15 protein-coding genes are annotated in these 13980 nt (G+C 44.0%); 14 read left to right on the forward strand and 1 reads right to left on the reverse strand.

Annotated features, from left to right (window positions below; translation table 11 throughout):
* Nucleotides 1-3 precede the first annotated feature (3 nt).
* The 6 genes from TY87_RS00640 (at nucleotide 4) to TY87_RS00665 (ending at nucleotide 4093) form a co-directional block, all read left to right on the forward strand.
* On the forward strand, nucleotides 4-846 hold the full coding sequence (locus TY87_RS00640) for an ABC transporter ATP-binding protein (protein WP_232617028.1): 843 nt from the start codon (nucleotides 4-6) through the stop codon (nucleotides 844-846).
* On the forward strand, nucleotides 824-1615 hold the full coding sequence (locus TY87_RS00645) for an ABC transporter permease (protein WP_100185621.1): 792 nt from the start codon (nucleotides 824-826) through the stop codon (nucleotides 1613-1615). Before TY87_RS00640 ends, TY87_RS00645 begins: the two co-directional genes overlap by 23 nt.
* Before the next feature lie 49 nt (nucleotides 1616-1664).
* Nucleotides 1665-2141: a nucleoside deaminase gene (locus TY87_RS00650; protein WP_100185622.1), complete on the forward strand. Its 477-nt coding sequence runs from the start codon at nucleotides 1665-1667 to the stop codon at nucleotides 2139-2141.
* A 153-nt stretch (nucleotides 2142-2294) separates the two neighbouring features.
* A complete protein-coding gene (locus TY87_RS00655; protein ID WP_100185623.1) occupies nucleotides 2295-3281 on the forward strand; it encodes an isopenicillin N synthase family dioxygenase in 987 nt (328 codons plus the stop codon).
* Nucleotides 3282-3499: 218 nt separating this feature from the next.
* Nucleotides 3500-3643, forward strand: coding sequence for a type II toxin-antitoxin system HicA family toxin (locus tag TY87_RS22970; protein WP_425435122.1), 144 nt, complete (start codon nucleotides 3500-3502; stop codon nucleotides 3641-3643).
* A gap of 42 nt (nucleotides 3644-3685) precedes the next feature.
* Entirely contained in the window at nucleotides 3686-4093 is a 408-nt protein-coding gene (locus TY87_RS00665) for a type II toxin-antitoxin system HicB family antitoxin (protein WP_100185624.1), read from the forward strand.
* 101 nt (nucleotides 4094-4194) lie between these two features.
* On the opposite strand, the gene uraD is transcribed toward TY87_RS00665, so the two are convergent.
* Nucleotides 4195-4716: a 2-oxo-4-hydroxy-4-carboxy-5-ureidoimidazoline decarboxylase gene (gene uraD, locus TY87_RS00670; protein WP_100185625.1), complete on the reverse strand. Its 522-nt coding sequence runs from the start codon at nucleotides 4714-4716 to the stop codon at nucleotides 4195-4197.
* 194 nt (nucleotides 4717-4910) lie between these two features.
* Between uraD and uraH the strand changes: the two genes are divergently transcribed.
* The 8 genes from uraH (at nucleotide 4911) to TY87_RS00710 (ending at nucleotide 13949) form a co-directional block, all read left to right on the forward strand.
* Nucleotides 4911-5282: a hydroxyisourate hydrolase gene (uraH, locus tag TY87_RS00675; protein ID WP_072840491.1), complete on the forward strand. Its 372-nt coding sequence runs from the start codon at nucleotides 4911-4913 to the stop codon at nucleotides 5280-5282.
* A 293-nt stretch (nucleotides 5283-5575) separates the two neighbouring features.
* Nucleotides 5576-6754: an FAD-dependent urate hydroxylase HpxO gene (gene hpxO / locus TY87_RS00680; RefSeq protein ID WP_100185626.1), complete on the forward strand. Its 1179-nt coding sequence runs from the start codon at nucleotides 5576-5578 to the stop codon at nucleotides 6752-6754.
* A gap of 185 nt (nucleotides 6755-6939) precedes the next feature.
* Complete coding sequence (locus TY87_RS00685) at nucleotides 6940-7860, forward strand: ArsR/SmtB family transcription factor (RefSeq protein ID WP_100185627.1); 921 nt, start codon at nucleotides 6940-6942, stop codon at nucleotides 7858-7860.
* Between the two features lie 299 nt (nucleotides 7861-8159).
* Nucleotides 8160-9668 carry an arabinosylfuranosidase ArfA gene (gene arfA / locus TY87_RS00690; protein ID WP_100185628.1) on the forward strand — a complete coding sequence of 503 codons (1509 nt, stop codon included), beginning with the start codon at nucleotides 8160-8162 and terminating at the stop codon, nucleotides 9666-9668.
* Nucleotides 9669-9711: 43 nt separating this feature from the next.
* Nucleotides 9712-10812, forward strand: coding sequence for an ABC transporter ATP-binding protein (locus TY87_RS00695; RefSeq protein WP_072840487.1), 1101 nt, complete (start codon nucleotides 9712-9714; stop codon nucleotides 10810-10812).
* A 1-nt stretch (nucleotide 10813) separates the two neighbouring features.
* Nucleotides 10814-11695: a carbohydrate ABC transporter permease gene (locus tag TY87_RS00700; RefSeq protein WP_100185629.1), complete on the forward strand. Its 882-nt coding sequence runs from the start codon at nucleotides 10814-10816 to the stop codon at nucleotides 11693-11695.
* The gene (locus TY87_RS00705) at nucleotides 11692-12537 is read left to right on the forward strand and encodes a carbohydrate ABC transporter permease (RefSeq protein WP_072840485.1); all 846 of its coding nucleotides are present in this window, start codon (nucleotides 11692-11694) and stop codon (nucleotides 12535-12537) included. The genes TY87_RS00700 and TY87_RS00705 overlap by 4 nt, the downstream gene beginning before the upstream one ends.
* Nucleotides 12538-12638: 101 nt before the next feature.
* Nucleotides 12639-13949 (forward strand): extracellular solute-binding protein, encoded by a 1311-nt coding sequence (locus tag TY87_RS00710; RefSeq protein ID WP_072840484.1) that lies wholly within the window; start codon nucleotides 12639-12641, stop codon nucleotides 13947-13949.
* The last annotated feature ends 31 nt before the right edge of the window (nucleotides 13950-13980 follow it).

Below are 13980 nucleotides of genomic sequence, written 5' to 3' on the forward strand. Positions count from 1 at the left end.
CACATGGAAAACAAAAGCCATATGGAAAACAACAAGGCTATGGAAGATATGAACTCCATTGAAAATAATGCTAAAGCGGCCTACGTCAGCATGAAAAACGTGGGTCATAAATACGATCCACGTCCAGAAACACCAATGGTAGTGCAAGGTATTGATCTCGACATCCACCGTCACGAGTTCGTGGCGGTGGTGGGACCTTCTGGGTGTGGTAAATCAACGCTGTTGCGCATGGTGGCGGGGTTGCTAATTCCGTCACATGGTGAAGTGTCGGTATTCAATCTGCCCGTAACAGAACCTCGTGATGATGTGGGCATAGTGTTTCAAAAGGCCAATTTATTGCCTTGGTTGACCGTACGTAAAAATGTGTTGTTTCCACTCAAACACAAATACGGCAGCTACTCCGCCACAGATGAAAAACGCGCGAACGAGCTATTGGAAATGGCGGGCTTAACCCAGTTTGCTGACAAGATGCCAGACGAGTTATCTGGTGGCATGCAACAACGTGTTGGTATTATTCGCGCGCTCTTGCTCAACCCAGACATTCTTTTGATGGATGAACCTTTCTCGGCGTTAGATGCATTAACGCGAGAGCAAATCGGTTTTGATCTACTGGATATTTGGAAGAAGAATCCAAAAACCGTGCTGTTTATCACTCACTCCATTAGTGAAGCCGTTTTGTTATCTGATCGCATTTTGGTGATGAGCAAACGCCCCGGCACGGTTCTGGATTTGATCGAGGTGGACTTACCTCGCCCGCGCTCGTCGAAAACCATTAACTCCCCTCGTTTTGCTGAGCTAACCGATTTAATTAGAGGCTATATTTATGAACCAAACGTACCAGCCTAAATCTTGGCTTGCACATCAGGCAAACCGTTTCGCGCCTGGCTTGTTCTTTATCGGCCTTGTGCTGTTATGGGAATTAGTCTGTCGTTTTGGCAATGTGCCAAACTATATTCTGCCATCACCATCAGCGATTTTTACCGCCTTTTTTGATGTGGAGTTTTCTCGTTGGTTAACGCATCTTTGGGCGACGTTACGCGTGGCTTTAATGGGTTTTGCCTTGTCTATCGTGATTGCTATTCCACTGTCAATTGGCATGATGCGCTCTGAGCTAATGAACCGAGTGCTTTATCCAGCCTTGATCGTGATTCAATCGACACCTGTGGTGGCGGTTGCACCTTTGATCATCGTACTGCTAGGTACAGACGATCCATCTCGCGTGCTGATCACTTGCTTGATCACCTTCTTCCCGCTTGTAGTATCAACGACGACGGGCATGTTGGAAACACCACCAGAAATGATCGAGCTAAGCCAATCTTTGCGTGCTCCGCGTTATCGTGAAACCTGGCAGATTCGCATTCCTTATGCGATTCCACACATTTTTAGTGGGCTTCGAGTGTCTATCACTTTGGCGATTATCGGTGCCGTGGTGGCGGAGTTCGTCGCAGCCGAAGAAGGATTGGGGTATTTCATTCAGTTCTCCACCTCTTTCTTTAAAATCCCACAAGCTTTTGCAGGGCTGATCTTCTTGTCGGTTATTAGTTTGTTGTTATTTAAATCGATACAGTGGATTCAGGCGTGGTTTTTTCCGTGGAGCCTTCCTAAGAAAAAATAGTTTGCGATTATTGTGCTGTTAAATACCCTATTGAAGACTGGGAATGAATATGAAGCTTAATACAAAAGACACCGAATTTTTACGCCAAAGCTTTGCCCTTGCAGATGAAGCCAAACAACAAGGCATCCACCCGTTTGCGGCGATCTTGGTCGACGATGAAGACAATGTCCTAATGAAACAAGTGAACGGTTACTTGCCAGATTTCGATATGACAGGGCACGCAGAGCGCAAGTTAATGACGCGCGCTAGCAAAGCCTATCGTCCTGACTTTCTGGCGAAATGCACCATGTATGTTTCCGCCGAGCCTTGTGCCATGTGTGCAGGTTCTGCCTATTGGGCCGGATTAGGACGCCTAGTGTATGGATTAAGCGAAGACAGCTTAAAACAAATCACCGGGAATCATCCAGAAAACCCAACCTTGGCTTTGCCCTGTCGCACCGTGTTTGAATCGGGACAACGAAAAGTGGAAGTTATTGGGCCTTGCCTTGAAGAAGAGGCAGCGAAATTGCATGAGGGTGTTTGGTAACACTAAATAATCGGAGTAGAAGCAGTCAGACGCGTTCTATTATTCTGTTACTCTATTAAAAGAGTAAGAGTAAGAGTGCGTTCGGTCATTGCTCCATTTTCCACTAGGCAAAAACGCCTAGTTATTTTAAACCTAGGAGAATGGGAGAAAACCATGACTAATTCATATTCACTTGAAGAACTACAACGCGAAACCACTTTTGGTGGTGCAGGCGAAGACACCAACGAACGAGAAATTCGCATCATCGACATGAGCGATTTTGAAAATCGCAGAGAAGAAATCACTGAGCAACTTTGGCTTGCGGCCACCGAGATTGGTTTTTTCCAATTAAGTAACCACGGCATCGATCCACAAGAAATCAAAGCCGCATTCAAAGAATCCGAGCGTTTTTTTAATCTTCCAGAAAGCATTAAAGGAAAATACCCACGACCCAAAAGCGTCAATGCGGGCTGGGAAAGCCGTAGCCAAATACGCCCTTCTACTGGCACCAAAGATCAAAAAGAGTCTTATCAGATTACCCAATACCACATGGATAATTTGTGGCCGAGCGAAGATGAGTTACCAAACTTTCAAGCCAATACGCTGCATTTTGAAAAACAATGTTGGGAAGTGGGCATGAAGGTATTGTCTTGCTTTGCCGACAAGCTAGGTTTTGATCGAGACTTCTTTAGCAAAGCACACGATCCTCGCCAGCCAGACTACCAAAGTACCTTACGCTTGTTGCATTATTACGCCACAGAAGGTGTCACCGAACAGGGTAATATTTGGCGTGCTGGCGCGCATACGGATTTCGATTGTTTAACCTTATTATTTCAACACGAAGGCCACGGCGGTTTACAAGTTTGCCCGGGTGCGGAAGCTGAAACTCAACGTTGGACAAGCATTCCGCCCTTTGGCGGCGTGATCACCTGCAACATCGGCGATATGCTCATGCGCTGGAGCGACGACCAACTTAAATCCAACCTGCACCGAGTACGTCAACCACGCGTCGACGAATACTGCGGCAGCCGTCATTCCATCGCCTTCTTCTGCCAAGCCAATAAAACGCAGATCATCCAAGGCCCTGCAAAACGTTATCAACCTATCAGCGCTGCAGACTTTTTAACCCAACGCATTCAGGCTAACTTCGTCGATAAATAAACTTTCATACTACACAACATAAACCGCCATCGATTATTACAAAACGATGGCGGTTTTTTATGCCTCACTCAATATAAAATTAACCTTTAAGGCATCAATTAGTAAACAAAAAAGCTTACCTTACGTTTTACTTAGTAAACATTTTTGATTACTATATATTCAGTTCATCAGCACGGAGGCAAGATGAAGCAAAGTGAATTCAGACGATATTTGGAAAAATGGGCGTAGAGGTCAAACAAGGTACCAACCACTTAAAGCTCTATTACAAAGACAAGCGATCTGTTATGCCAAGACATCCCTGCAAAGAAATAGCCGAAGGCACAAGAAAAGCAATTCTCAAACAACTAGGAATAGACGATTGAAACCTATCTTAAAGGTACTCTTTCCAACAGCTGGAGAAGAATATGAAATACCCAGTCATTATTAAAAAAGACGGAAATGGCTACAGCGTCAGCTTTCCAGATATCCCTGAGGCGCTAACCTGTGCAGACACCTACGAAGAAGCATTAGCCGAAGCTGCAGACGCCTTGGTTACAGCTTTTGAGTTCTATTTTGAAGATGAGCGCTCAGTTCCCTTACCATCTAAAGTAAAAGGCGAATCTGTCAGTGTACCGCTAAGTATTTGGAGCAAAGTCCTGTTGCTGAATACCATGCTTGAAGAGCATGTATCACAAGCAGAACTGGCAAAACGTATTGGTAAAAAGAAGCAAGAAATGCAACGTATTATCAACCTTGGCCATAATACAAAAATCGATACGTTAGTCTCTGCCTTAGAGGCACTAGGAAAAAAAATCAGCTTCTCTGTTGTTTAAACTTATTGTTTATCCAAAGAAAAAATAGAAAGATAAACAACAAACCGCCATCGATTAATACAAACCGATGGCGTTTTCTATCTTAACAACTCAGAACGATTTTAGAGGTCCGCTAATCTAAAACTTGCAATCTTATGCACTTCACTCATGGCTCGGTCAAACTCTGTTTGCCAGTCATTGGGCGTTCTGGCTTCAAACCCTGCAAGTATCTGATCCTTGGTAGCGCCTTTCACAGCCATAATGAAGGGAAAACCAAACTTCTCTCGATAGGTATCGTTCAGCTGTAGAAAATGCGCTAGCTCTTCTTCTGAGCATTGATCCAGCCCTGCTCCTGACTGTTCTGAGGTTGACGCATGAGTGAGTTCACCCGCTAAAGCCGCTTTGCCTGCTAAATCTGGATGAGCGCGAAGCAGTATGAGTTTTTGTTCGTCAGTACTTTGCTCTACGATGTCAGCCATGGTGTCTTTGATTTTGTCGATACTGTCGAAATACTCACTTGGATGCTCGACTTTTTGTCGCCATAATTCTTCTGCAACCCAAGTGGAATGCTCATAAATACTGCTAAATAAAGCGATAAAATCCACTTCTTCCATTTGACTAATCGCAGCTAACGGGTCTTGCATAATAGGACTCCAAATTCTGACGGCTCTAAAAAATTCTTATAAAAAAAGATCTGTATGAATAACAAAATACGCTATACAGAAACACATGGCACAAATATTGATCTCTATGAAACAATATTTTCAGATCCATTTCACTTATAAAGACGCTTACTGCAAAAATCAGGCAAGCTTTCACATTAGATTGAGGTAAAACAATGGGATACTTAACCACTCACATTTTAGATACAACAAAAGGCGTTGCTGCGGCTGGCGTAAAAATACATCTTTACCAGCATTCTGCAGACGGCCAACGACAGCTTATTCATAGCACTGTGTCCAATAACGATGGCCGCTGTGATCAACCCTTGCTGCAAGCTGATAGCTTCTCTGTGGGTGTGTACGAACTAGAGTTTGGCATTGATGAGTACTTCGCTGACTCTCTCGAAGACTCAGACAATAACAAACCTACCGCTCCTAGTTTCTTAAACACGGTCATCATTCGCTTCGGCATCAATGATGAAAACGCCCATTATCACATTCCACTGCTTGTCTCGCCTTATTCTTACAGCACTTATCGTGGCAGCTAGTCTTATGTAATTAGGCTTCAGCCCAAGGCTTAATGAGCCAGAATGAAGCAAATATTACAAAATCCGCACCAAGATAAATCATTTTCTGCCCTGTTGGTCAAAGAAGAAAATAAGCCTCTTTCTTCTTTGACCTATCACCACTGATTACGTATCGCCCTAAAACAAAGGTTTCACACACTAAAATATAGGTTCATTTGTTTCATGGCATATTTATTGCCATTTACTCCTTTAACAAGAAATTAAAAGTTCGCTAAGACAACGCGAAAACGAGCGATAGATTAAAGGGGAATCATATGAAAGCACTTATTATAGGCGCTGGTATCGGTGGCATGTCAGCGGCAGCAGCATTAAAACAACAAGGCATCGAATGCGATATTTTTGAAGCGGTAAAAGAAATCAAACCTGTTGGTGCCGCGCTCTCTATTTGGTCTAACGGCGTAAAATGCATGAACCATTTAGGTATGGGCAGCATTATGGATGAACTCGGCGGCCCGATGCACAACATGGCGTACCACGACGGTATAACCGGAAGCGTGATGACGCAGTTCAGTCTTGCCCCATTAGTTGACGCTGTTGGCGAACGCCCTTGCCCTGTATCTAGAGCAGACCTACAAAGCCAAATGATCGATTGGTGGGGACGTGATAAAGTTCAGTTTGGCAAACGCATTGAGAAAGTCGAGCAAAGTGACACAGGTGTAACCGCGTATTTTACCGATGGTACCAGTGCTGTAGGTGATTTTATGATTGCGGCCGACGGCACACATTCTGCCGTACGTGCTGATGTCATTGGTTATCAAACCGAGCGCCGCTACGCTAATTATGTAAACTGGAATGGCTTGGTAGAAATCGATGAAAGTATTGCCCCTGCCAATCAATGGACAACCTTTGTTGGCGAAGGCAAACGCGTTTCTATTATGCCTATTGCCGACGGTCGTTTTTACTTCTTCTTTGATGTGCCATTACCAAAAGGCCTAGCAGAAGATAGAACAACAGTGATTGCCGATCTAACGGGTTATTTTGCAGGTTGGGCTGAACCCGTTCAAAAACTGATTGCAGCCATTGATCCTGAAACCACCAACCGCATCGAAATTCATGACATAGAACCATTCGATACCTTGGTAAAAGGCAATATTGCCCTACTCGGCGATGCTGCCCACAGTACAACTCCAGACATAGGCCAAGGCGGATGCTCTGCACTGGAAGATGCTGTTGTTCTCGGACAGTGCTTTGCTGATCAATTTAAAGAGAAAGGCAAAACCGTTTCAGGTGTTATCGCTGCATTGAAAAACTACGAAGAAGCCCGTCGCTTCCGCGTCAAAGATCTTGTACTAAAAGCTCGTAAACGTTGTGATGTTACCCATGGTAAAGACATGCAAGAAACCCAAGCTTGGTACGACGAACTAAGACATGAAACAGGCGAAAACATTATTGCAGGATTGCGTACTACTATTATTGGTGGACCGTTGGCTTAATTCAAAAAACTCTTTAGAAATCACTAAAAAACATTTAAAAAAGCTATTTAAAACTAAAGGTTGATGATCGTTTTCTTGTATTAATAAAGCGATCATCACTTACTTTTAGTAACAATTAATCAACAACTAAAACTTGATAAGAATCATAAATCTCGATATAAAGTCACCTTCAACTGGAGATGACGATGAGTAAAAAGTTCTTATTGCTAACCCCCGAAGATGGAGCAGATGTTCTAAAAAGCCTAGCAGCGCCTGCACGATTGGCAATATTGTCCTTGTTACATGAAAAAGGGCCGATGAATGTCAATGACATTGCAGACCTTCTCGAACTGCCCCAATCATCAACCTCCAGTCATATTAATTCCCTCGAAAGTGCCGGTTTAATTACCACCGAAAGCCAAAAAGGCCGTAAAGGCAGCCAGAAAATTTGCCGCGCGACACACGAAGAAATCGTCTTATCTTTCAGTAACACCAAACAAAATCAAAACAACGTCGTCGAAGTCGCTATGCCTGTGGGCCTATATTCTGAGTTTGATGTGATGGCGCCTTGTGGTTTGTGTTCGGAATCTGGCATTGTTGGCTTCTTAGACAGCCCAGATACTTATCTTTCTCCTGATCGTATGCGTGCCAGTTTGTTGTGGTTTACCAAAGGCTATGTGGAATATCAATTCCCCAACAATGCTCGTATTGCAGGCCAGATAGTGAAAGAGCTAGAGCTGGTGATGGAGCTGTCATCCGAAGTGCCTGGCACGTCAGAAAATTGGCCTTCAGATATTCATATCTCTATCAACGGCAAAACGGCTGCGATCTGGACTGCTCCCGGCGATTACGGCGATCGTCGTGGTAAACATACACCCGATTGGTGGAAGCTTGCTGGCAGTCAATACGGCCATTTAAAAAGCTTTCGTGTCACAAAAGATGGTACTTACATCGATGGTGTACGGGTTTCTGATATCTCTTTGAAAGATCTTGCACTGGAAGACCATAGATCCATTCGTGTGCGAATCTCTGTTCCCGATGATGCTGAACACCCTGGCGGCATCAATATTTTTGGCAAACAATTTGGCAATTACGACCAAGATATTGTATTACGCCTTCAATCTTAACCTCACACACAGCATCTTATTTTCTGATGTAGATGTCAGTAAGCCTGCTCTAATAAATCAAAATTAAAAAACTATAAATTTCAATACTTTAGTAATTTCCCAAGCACCTACCTCTTTCTTTTTTCGTTGCAAATCGCACTTATACATACCAATTCTGGTATTTAGTTGCACAAAAAATATACGTCTTATTGATTGACCTCAGGTCAAGCATGCTTTTAATATCCAGTTATTAGATAAGAAACAAAAATTCAGATACTTAATAAATCTTAATATCCTACAAAAATAAGAAAGGAATAAGCATGCGCGCTAACGTAACCGCACACAAAGATTATGTGATTGCCAAAATAGACCCTCGCCTTTACGGTTCTTTCATCGAACATTTAGGACGCGCTGTTTACAGCGGTATCTACGAGCCAAGTCATGCAACTGCTGATGAACATGGTTTTCGCCAAGATGTTATCGAATTAATTAAAGACATTGATGTGCCCGTTACTCGCTACCCCGGTGGTAACTTCGTTTCTGCTTATAACTGGGAAGATGGCATTGGGCCAAAAGAAGATCGCCCAACTCGCCTAGATCTTGCTTGGCACACATCAGAAAGTAATGAAATTGGTATTCATGAATTCGCTGAATGGGCAGAACAAGCCGGTACAGAAATGATGCTAGCGGTGAATCTTGGCTCACGAGGCTTAGACGAAGCGCGTGCTTTTCTTGAATATGTGAATCACCCAGGCGGTTCTTATTGGTCTGACCTTCGCAAGCAAAACGGCCGTGAAGAACCTTGGGACGTTAAGCTTTGGTGTCTGGGTAATGAAATGGATGGACCTTGGCAAATCGGACAAAAAACTGCCGCTGAATATGGTCGAGTAGCATTTGAAACTGCTAAAGCCATGCGCGCTTTCGATAAAAATATCGAGTTAGTCGTTTGTGGCTCTTCTTCCCCTAAAATGCCAACCTACCCTGAATGGGAAAGCACAGTACTAGATTACACCTACGACACAGTCGACTACATTTCACTGCATATGTATTTCGATAATCACGAAAAAAACACCGCCAATTATTTAGCTAAAGCTAGCTTACTTGATAACTATATCGACACCATCGCGGCGGTAATTAAAGCCACTAAAGCCAAAAAACGCTCCAAACACGATGTGTATATTTCCTTCGATGAATGGAACGTCTGGTATCACTCCAATGAACAAGACAAAAAAATTCTCGGTGGCAATGACGGTTGGCCACATGCTCCAGCTTTGTTAGAAGACATTTATGACTTTGCCGATACGCTACAAGTTGGCTGTATTCTGAACACCTTTATTCGCCATAGTGATGTGGTCAAAATTGGCTGTTTGGCGCAATTGGTCAACGTTATCGCGCCGATTATGACAGTCAAAGACGGTCCAGCGTGGCGTCAGTCGACTTACTATCCATATTTGTATGCGTCCCAATACGGCCGCGGCACAGCACTCAATCTTGCGGTGCAATGCCAAGGCTACGATACAGAGTTCGCCAGTAATGTTTCCTATCTGGATATTTCTGCCGTGGAATCCGATAAAGATGGCGCACTAACTTTCTTTATTGTTAACCGTCACCCAGACGAAAGCATTGAATTGGATCTGTCTCTGCAAGGATTTACATATCAGAAAGTCATTATGGATAAAGTCATGGCGGGCCATGCACTTGACGCAAAAAATGGTCCAGATGCAGAGCAAGTAGCACCAAAAGATGGCCAAGGCGCAGCAGTCAAACAGCAACAATTAACGGCAAGCATTGCTCCTATGAGCTATCGCATGATTCGACTTGGGGTGTAATACCCCAAGATTTTCCGTTTAAAACTTGCTGAGAGAGGAAACCATGTCCGCATCTATCTCTATAAAAAATATAACAAAGCGATATGACAGCGTTACCGTATTAGACGACATCAACTTACACATCGAAGACGGTGAATTTGTTGTATTCCTTGGCCCTTCTGGCTGCGGAAAATCCACCTTATTGCGCATGATTGCGGGGCTGGAATCCATTACAGAAGGTTCTATCGATATTGGCGAAAAACGCATTGATACCTTGCCTCCAGGTCAACGTGGCGTCGCCATGGTATTTCAATCCTATGCGCTCTACCCTCACATGACGACTCGCCAAAACATGGCGTTTGGCCTAGAGAACGTCAAAGTCGCCCAAGACGAAATTGATCGTCGTGTTAATGATGCGGCGAAAATTCTCGAAATAGATCACTTGCTGGATCGTAAACCAGGACGACTTTCTGGTGGCCAGCGTCAGCGCGTCGCGATAGGTCGCGCCATTGTCAAAGAACCTAAAGCCTTCCTATTTGATGAGCCACTATCCAATTTAGACGCAGCGTTACGCGGCAGAACACGATTGGAACTGGCGCAACTCCACCAGCGCCTTGGCTCAACCATGATCTTCGTGACTCACGACCAAGTGGAGGCCATGACACTGGCGGATCGCATTGTCATCATGCACAACCAAAAAATCGAACAAATCGGCACACCCATGGAGATTTACCAATATCCGGCGAGTCGTTTTGTCGCGGAGTTTGTTGGCTCTCCGCCAATGTCTATGTTGCCGATTAATAGTATTGAAAATACGCCTGATGGTGTGACGGTCGAAGTCAGCGGTGCTGGCAAAGTCGTTACTGCGATTGTCCTTCCACCAGAGTTCAACGCCACAAATGCGGTTATCGGTATTCGAGCGGAAGACACCGCGGTGGTTGCCGCTGAAGAAGATGGCCTTGATCTGACCATAAAAGTGATTGAGCGTCTCGGTGATCGTACGCTTCTTTACGGTATTTTAATCGATGGCACAGATCTTATCGTCGAAGATTCAGGACGCTCAAAAGTAAAAGCTGGCGATACGGTACGCGTGTCAATTTCGCCACAGGCGGCGCATATTTTTGACGGTGATGGCCTTGCTTATCACAGTCAAATGGAGGTGTAAGATGGCAGAAAGTTATCGTCGTTCCCGTTGGACGAATGGTCTATTTGTTGTCCCGTATCTCAGTGTTTTTTTAACCTTGTTGGTATTTCCTCTTGGCTGTGGAATTTGGCTGTCGCTCAATAAAGTCGATCTTTTTGGTGGCGAGCGCTTCGTCGGCTTAAAAAACTATGCACGAGTATTAAGCGACCCAATTTTTGGTCAAGCGGTAAAAAACACTCTAATTTTCGTCGGAGTGTCTGTTCCTACCTTGGTCATTCTTGGGTTGTTTCTAGCGTTAGCTTTGAATAAAACCAGCAAAGGGTCGTCTTTCTTGAGAGGTTTGTTTTTTGCCTCTTCTATTTTGTCCGTCACCATAGTGACGCTCATTTGGCGAATCGTCTTCATTCCCAATGACGGTTTAATGTCGTTAATTTTTGAGTTTTTCGGCTGGCAACCAATTGGCTTTCTTTCAACTACAGGATGGTCGTTGTTTTCAGTGGGGGTAGCAACTGTTTGGTGGTGTATTGGTTTACCCATGATGCTTTTCTTAGCTGCCTTACAACAGATACCGAAAGACCTTTATGAAGCAGCAGCGTTAGATAACGCTTCCCGCTGGCGAGTGCTCACTCGTATCACTCTGCCATCCATTAAGTCCACTATTATGTTGGTTGCCATTATTCAAGTGGTGATGCAATTTCAGTTGTTTGGTCAGGCACAGTTGATGACCAATGGTGGTCCAGCTGGGTCATCTCGCCCTATTGTGATGTACATCTATGAAGTGGGTTTCTTACGTTGGGATATTGGTCTGGGCGCGGCTGCGTCGCAAATCCTGTTCTTAATTATTCTGTGTGCCGCCATGCTTCAGTATTGGGTCAGCACTCGTAAAGAGGAGGTAGACGCATGAAAGCATTCAACTATTCGCCTGAGCATTTGACCTCTAACCGTCAGCTATTTTGGATAGCTGCAGTGCTTGGTGTCATCATGATGGCGCCAGTGGCATGGATAATAGGGTTATCTCTGAAAGACAATGCTGAATTGCTCAGAGGTACGGAAGCTGTCTTTTCATTCCCGTATACCTTATTGAATTACGCCAACATCCTTGAATCTTCCAGCGTTTTCGGCTGGTTTATGAATTCTATGATAGTGGCAGTCGGTCAAACCGTCGGTGTGTTACTGCTTTCTTCGTTAGCAGGTTACGCATTTGCAAGGCTGGAGTTCCCGTTCCGTAAGACGCTATTCATCATTGTGTTGTTTGGTTTAGCGGTACCAGAACAGGCGGTAATTATTGCTCGTCACCAGATGTTTAATTGGTTTGATCTGCATAACACCCATATCGGCTTAATATTACCCAACTTGTCATCAGCGTTTGGCGTTTTCTTAATGACACAATTCTTTCGGGCCATCCCAAAAGAAATTGATGAAGCTGCCATGCTGGATAACGCCTCGACCTTTCGTATTTTCTGGAAAGTATTGCTACCGCTGACGTTACCCGCGCAAGCGACCTTGGGCATCTTCACTTTCTTGCAAGCTTGGAATGATTATTGGTGGCCGCTTATATCCGCGACCAAATCCGACATGTACACACTCACCATAGGCATAGCTTCGTCACAAACGAACTTTGCGCAATCAGAAGGGCTAGGCTTTTTGGGCGCACAAGCTGTATTTGCCTCGTTACCCGTGGTGATCGTCTACATCTTTTTTCAACGCCATATAGTTACCGCGGTATCAGGAGGAGCCGTGAAATAGCAATCGTCATATTGACTAAGAAATTGAAATGAAAAGTGATTTAAGAAAAATTGAAAGTGAAATAGGACTACAACAATAACAACGACCTAGGAGAATCAATAATGAAAAAGCTACTTCTCGGAACAACAGCAATTGGATTATTGGCGTTATCACCATTGGCTAATGCCAACACAACAATTGAATTACAGCGTTTTTTTGGTGCCTGCGAAGCGGAATACGGCAAAGCAACTGATGTATCTGCTGCCGTTGGCGAATGCGGCATCATCACCACTCTCGTCAATAAGTTCGCAGCTGAAAATCCAGACATAAACGTAAAAGTCAGCACGGTAGAATGGCCTGGATACGACCAGCTTAATGCCCAATTGGCATCTCGATCTGCTCCAGATGTGGTATCTATGCACTACTCGGCCATGTCAGATTATCAATCCCGTGGTCTTTTAGTTCCACTTGATAAGCTACTAAAAGACCAAAGCATTAAAGCCACCGATTTTACCGATGCAGCCATTACCAGTGTCACTAAAGAAGGCAAAATATACGCTTTACCCTTCGATAACTGGACAATGCTATTCCACGTTAATAACAACTTAATGAAAAAAGCCGGCCTAATGAAAGCAGATGGCAACCCTATTTTACCAACCAACCGTGATGAGCTTTTTTCGCAGGGCAAGCAGTTTAAAGACGCCACAGGTAAGCCTTATTTGGTGCAAGTACTAGCAAATGAAACAGCCACTTATGCGCGTATTTTTTATACCCTAATGATGCAGCAGAACAGTAAATTCTTTGATGATCCAAGCCATATTGATTTAAGCGGTCAAGACGCTAAAGCCGCACTTACCTTTATGAAAGATATCGTAGATCAAGGGCTTAGCACCAAAAACTTGGACTACCCAGCAGCTGTATCAGCTTTTTCCAATGGTGATGGCGGTATTGCGGTTAACGGAACATGGTTAATTGGCTCCTATGACGCTCAGTCTAAAGAGTCCAATAACGCTTTATCAAACGGTTATAGCGTCTTTCCTGTCCCACAATTTTTTAAACAAAAAGACGTAACCTATACAGATGGGCATGGCTGGGTTGTTCCGCGTGGTGACCGTAGCGATGAAAAAATGGCCGCCATTGGCAAGTTATTTAAATTTTTCTATGACAACAACTATGAATGGTCTCGAACCGGACATTTGCCAACTGTGAAAAAAGTGATTGCCAGCAACGAATTCAAATCCTTACCTCACCGTAGTGATATTGCTAAAATCGCCAAAACAGGACAAGCCTTACCTTCGGCAGTGTTACGTCAATTTGCCATTCAAGACATCATTGGTGAAGAGTTGAGTTCTGCCATTAGCGGCAACAAATCTATAGACGATGCACTAAAAACAGCGCAATATCGAGTTAACGACTTATTAGAAAATATCTAATCTATCTATATTTCTATACTTTCGGGAGCTT

The sequence above is a fragment of the Marinomonas sp. BSi20584 genome, from assembly GCF_002792415.1.
In the GTDB taxonomy this organism is placed as follows: domain Bacteria; phylum Pseudomonadota; class Gammaproteobacteria; order Pseudomonadales; family Marinomonadaceae; genus Marinomonas; species Marinomonas polaris.

Excerpts from the sequence above, each read along its gene's own strand:
- TY87_RS00640 (WP_232617028.1), top strand. The coding sequence starts at position 4 with ATGGAAAACAAAAGCCATATGGAAAACAACAAGGCTATGGAAGATATG.
- TY87_RS00645 (WP_100185621.1), top strand. The coding sequence starts at position 824 with ATGAACCAAACGTACCAGCCTAAATCTTGGCTTGCACATCAGGCAAAC.
- TY87_RS00650 (WP_100185622.1), top strand. The coding sequence starts at position 1,665 with ATGAAGCTTAATACAAAAGACACCGAATTTTTACGCCAAAGCTTTGCC.
- TY87_RS00655 (WP_100185623.1), top strand. The coding sequence starts at position 2,295 with ATGACTAATTCATATTCACTTGAAGAACTACAACGCGAAACCACTTTT.
- TY87_RS22970 (WP_425435122.1), top strand. The coding sequence starts at position 3,500 with ATGGGCGTAGAGGTCAAACAAGGTACCAACCACTTAAAGCTCTATTAC.
- TY87_RS00665 (WP_100185624.1), top strand. The coding sequence starts at position 3,686 with ATGAAATACCCAGTCATTATTAAAAAAGACGGAAATGGCTACAGCGTC.
- uraD (WP_100185625.1), bottom strand. The coding sequence starts at position 4,716 with ATGCAAGACCCGTTAGCTGCGATTAGTCAAATGGAAGAAGTGGATTTT.
- uraH (WP_072840491.1), top strand. The coding sequence starts at position 4,911 with ATGGGATACTTAACCACTCACATTTTAGATACAACAAAAGGCGTTGCT.
- hpxO (WP_100185626.1), top strand. The coding sequence starts at position 5,576 with ATGAAAGCACTTATTATAGGCGCTGGTATCGGTGGCATGTCAGCGGCA.
- TY87_RS00685 (WP_100185627.1), top strand. The coding sequence starts at position 6,940 with ATGAGTAAAAAGTTCTTATTGCTAACCCCCGAAGATGGAGCAGATGTT.
- arfA (WP_100185628.1), top strand. The coding sequence starts at position 8,160 with ATGCGCGCTAACGTAACCGCACACAAAGATTATGTGATTGCCAAAATA.
- TY87_RS00695 (WP_072840487.1), top strand. The coding sequence starts at position 9,712 with ATGTCCGCATCTATCTCTATAAAAAATATAACAAAGCGATATGACAGC.
- TY87_RS00700 (WP_100185629.1), top strand. The coding sequence starts at position 10,814 with ATGGCAGAAAGTTATCGTCGTTCCCGTTGGACGAATGGTCTATTTGTT.
- TY87_RS00705 (WP_072840485.1), top strand. The coding sequence starts at position 11,692 with ATGAAAGCATTCAACTATTCGCCTGAGCATTTGACCTCTAACCGTCAG.
- TY87_RS00710 (WP_072840484.1), top strand. The coding sequence starts at position 12,639 with ATGAAAAAGCTACTTCTCGGAACAACAGCAATTGGATTATTGGCGTTA.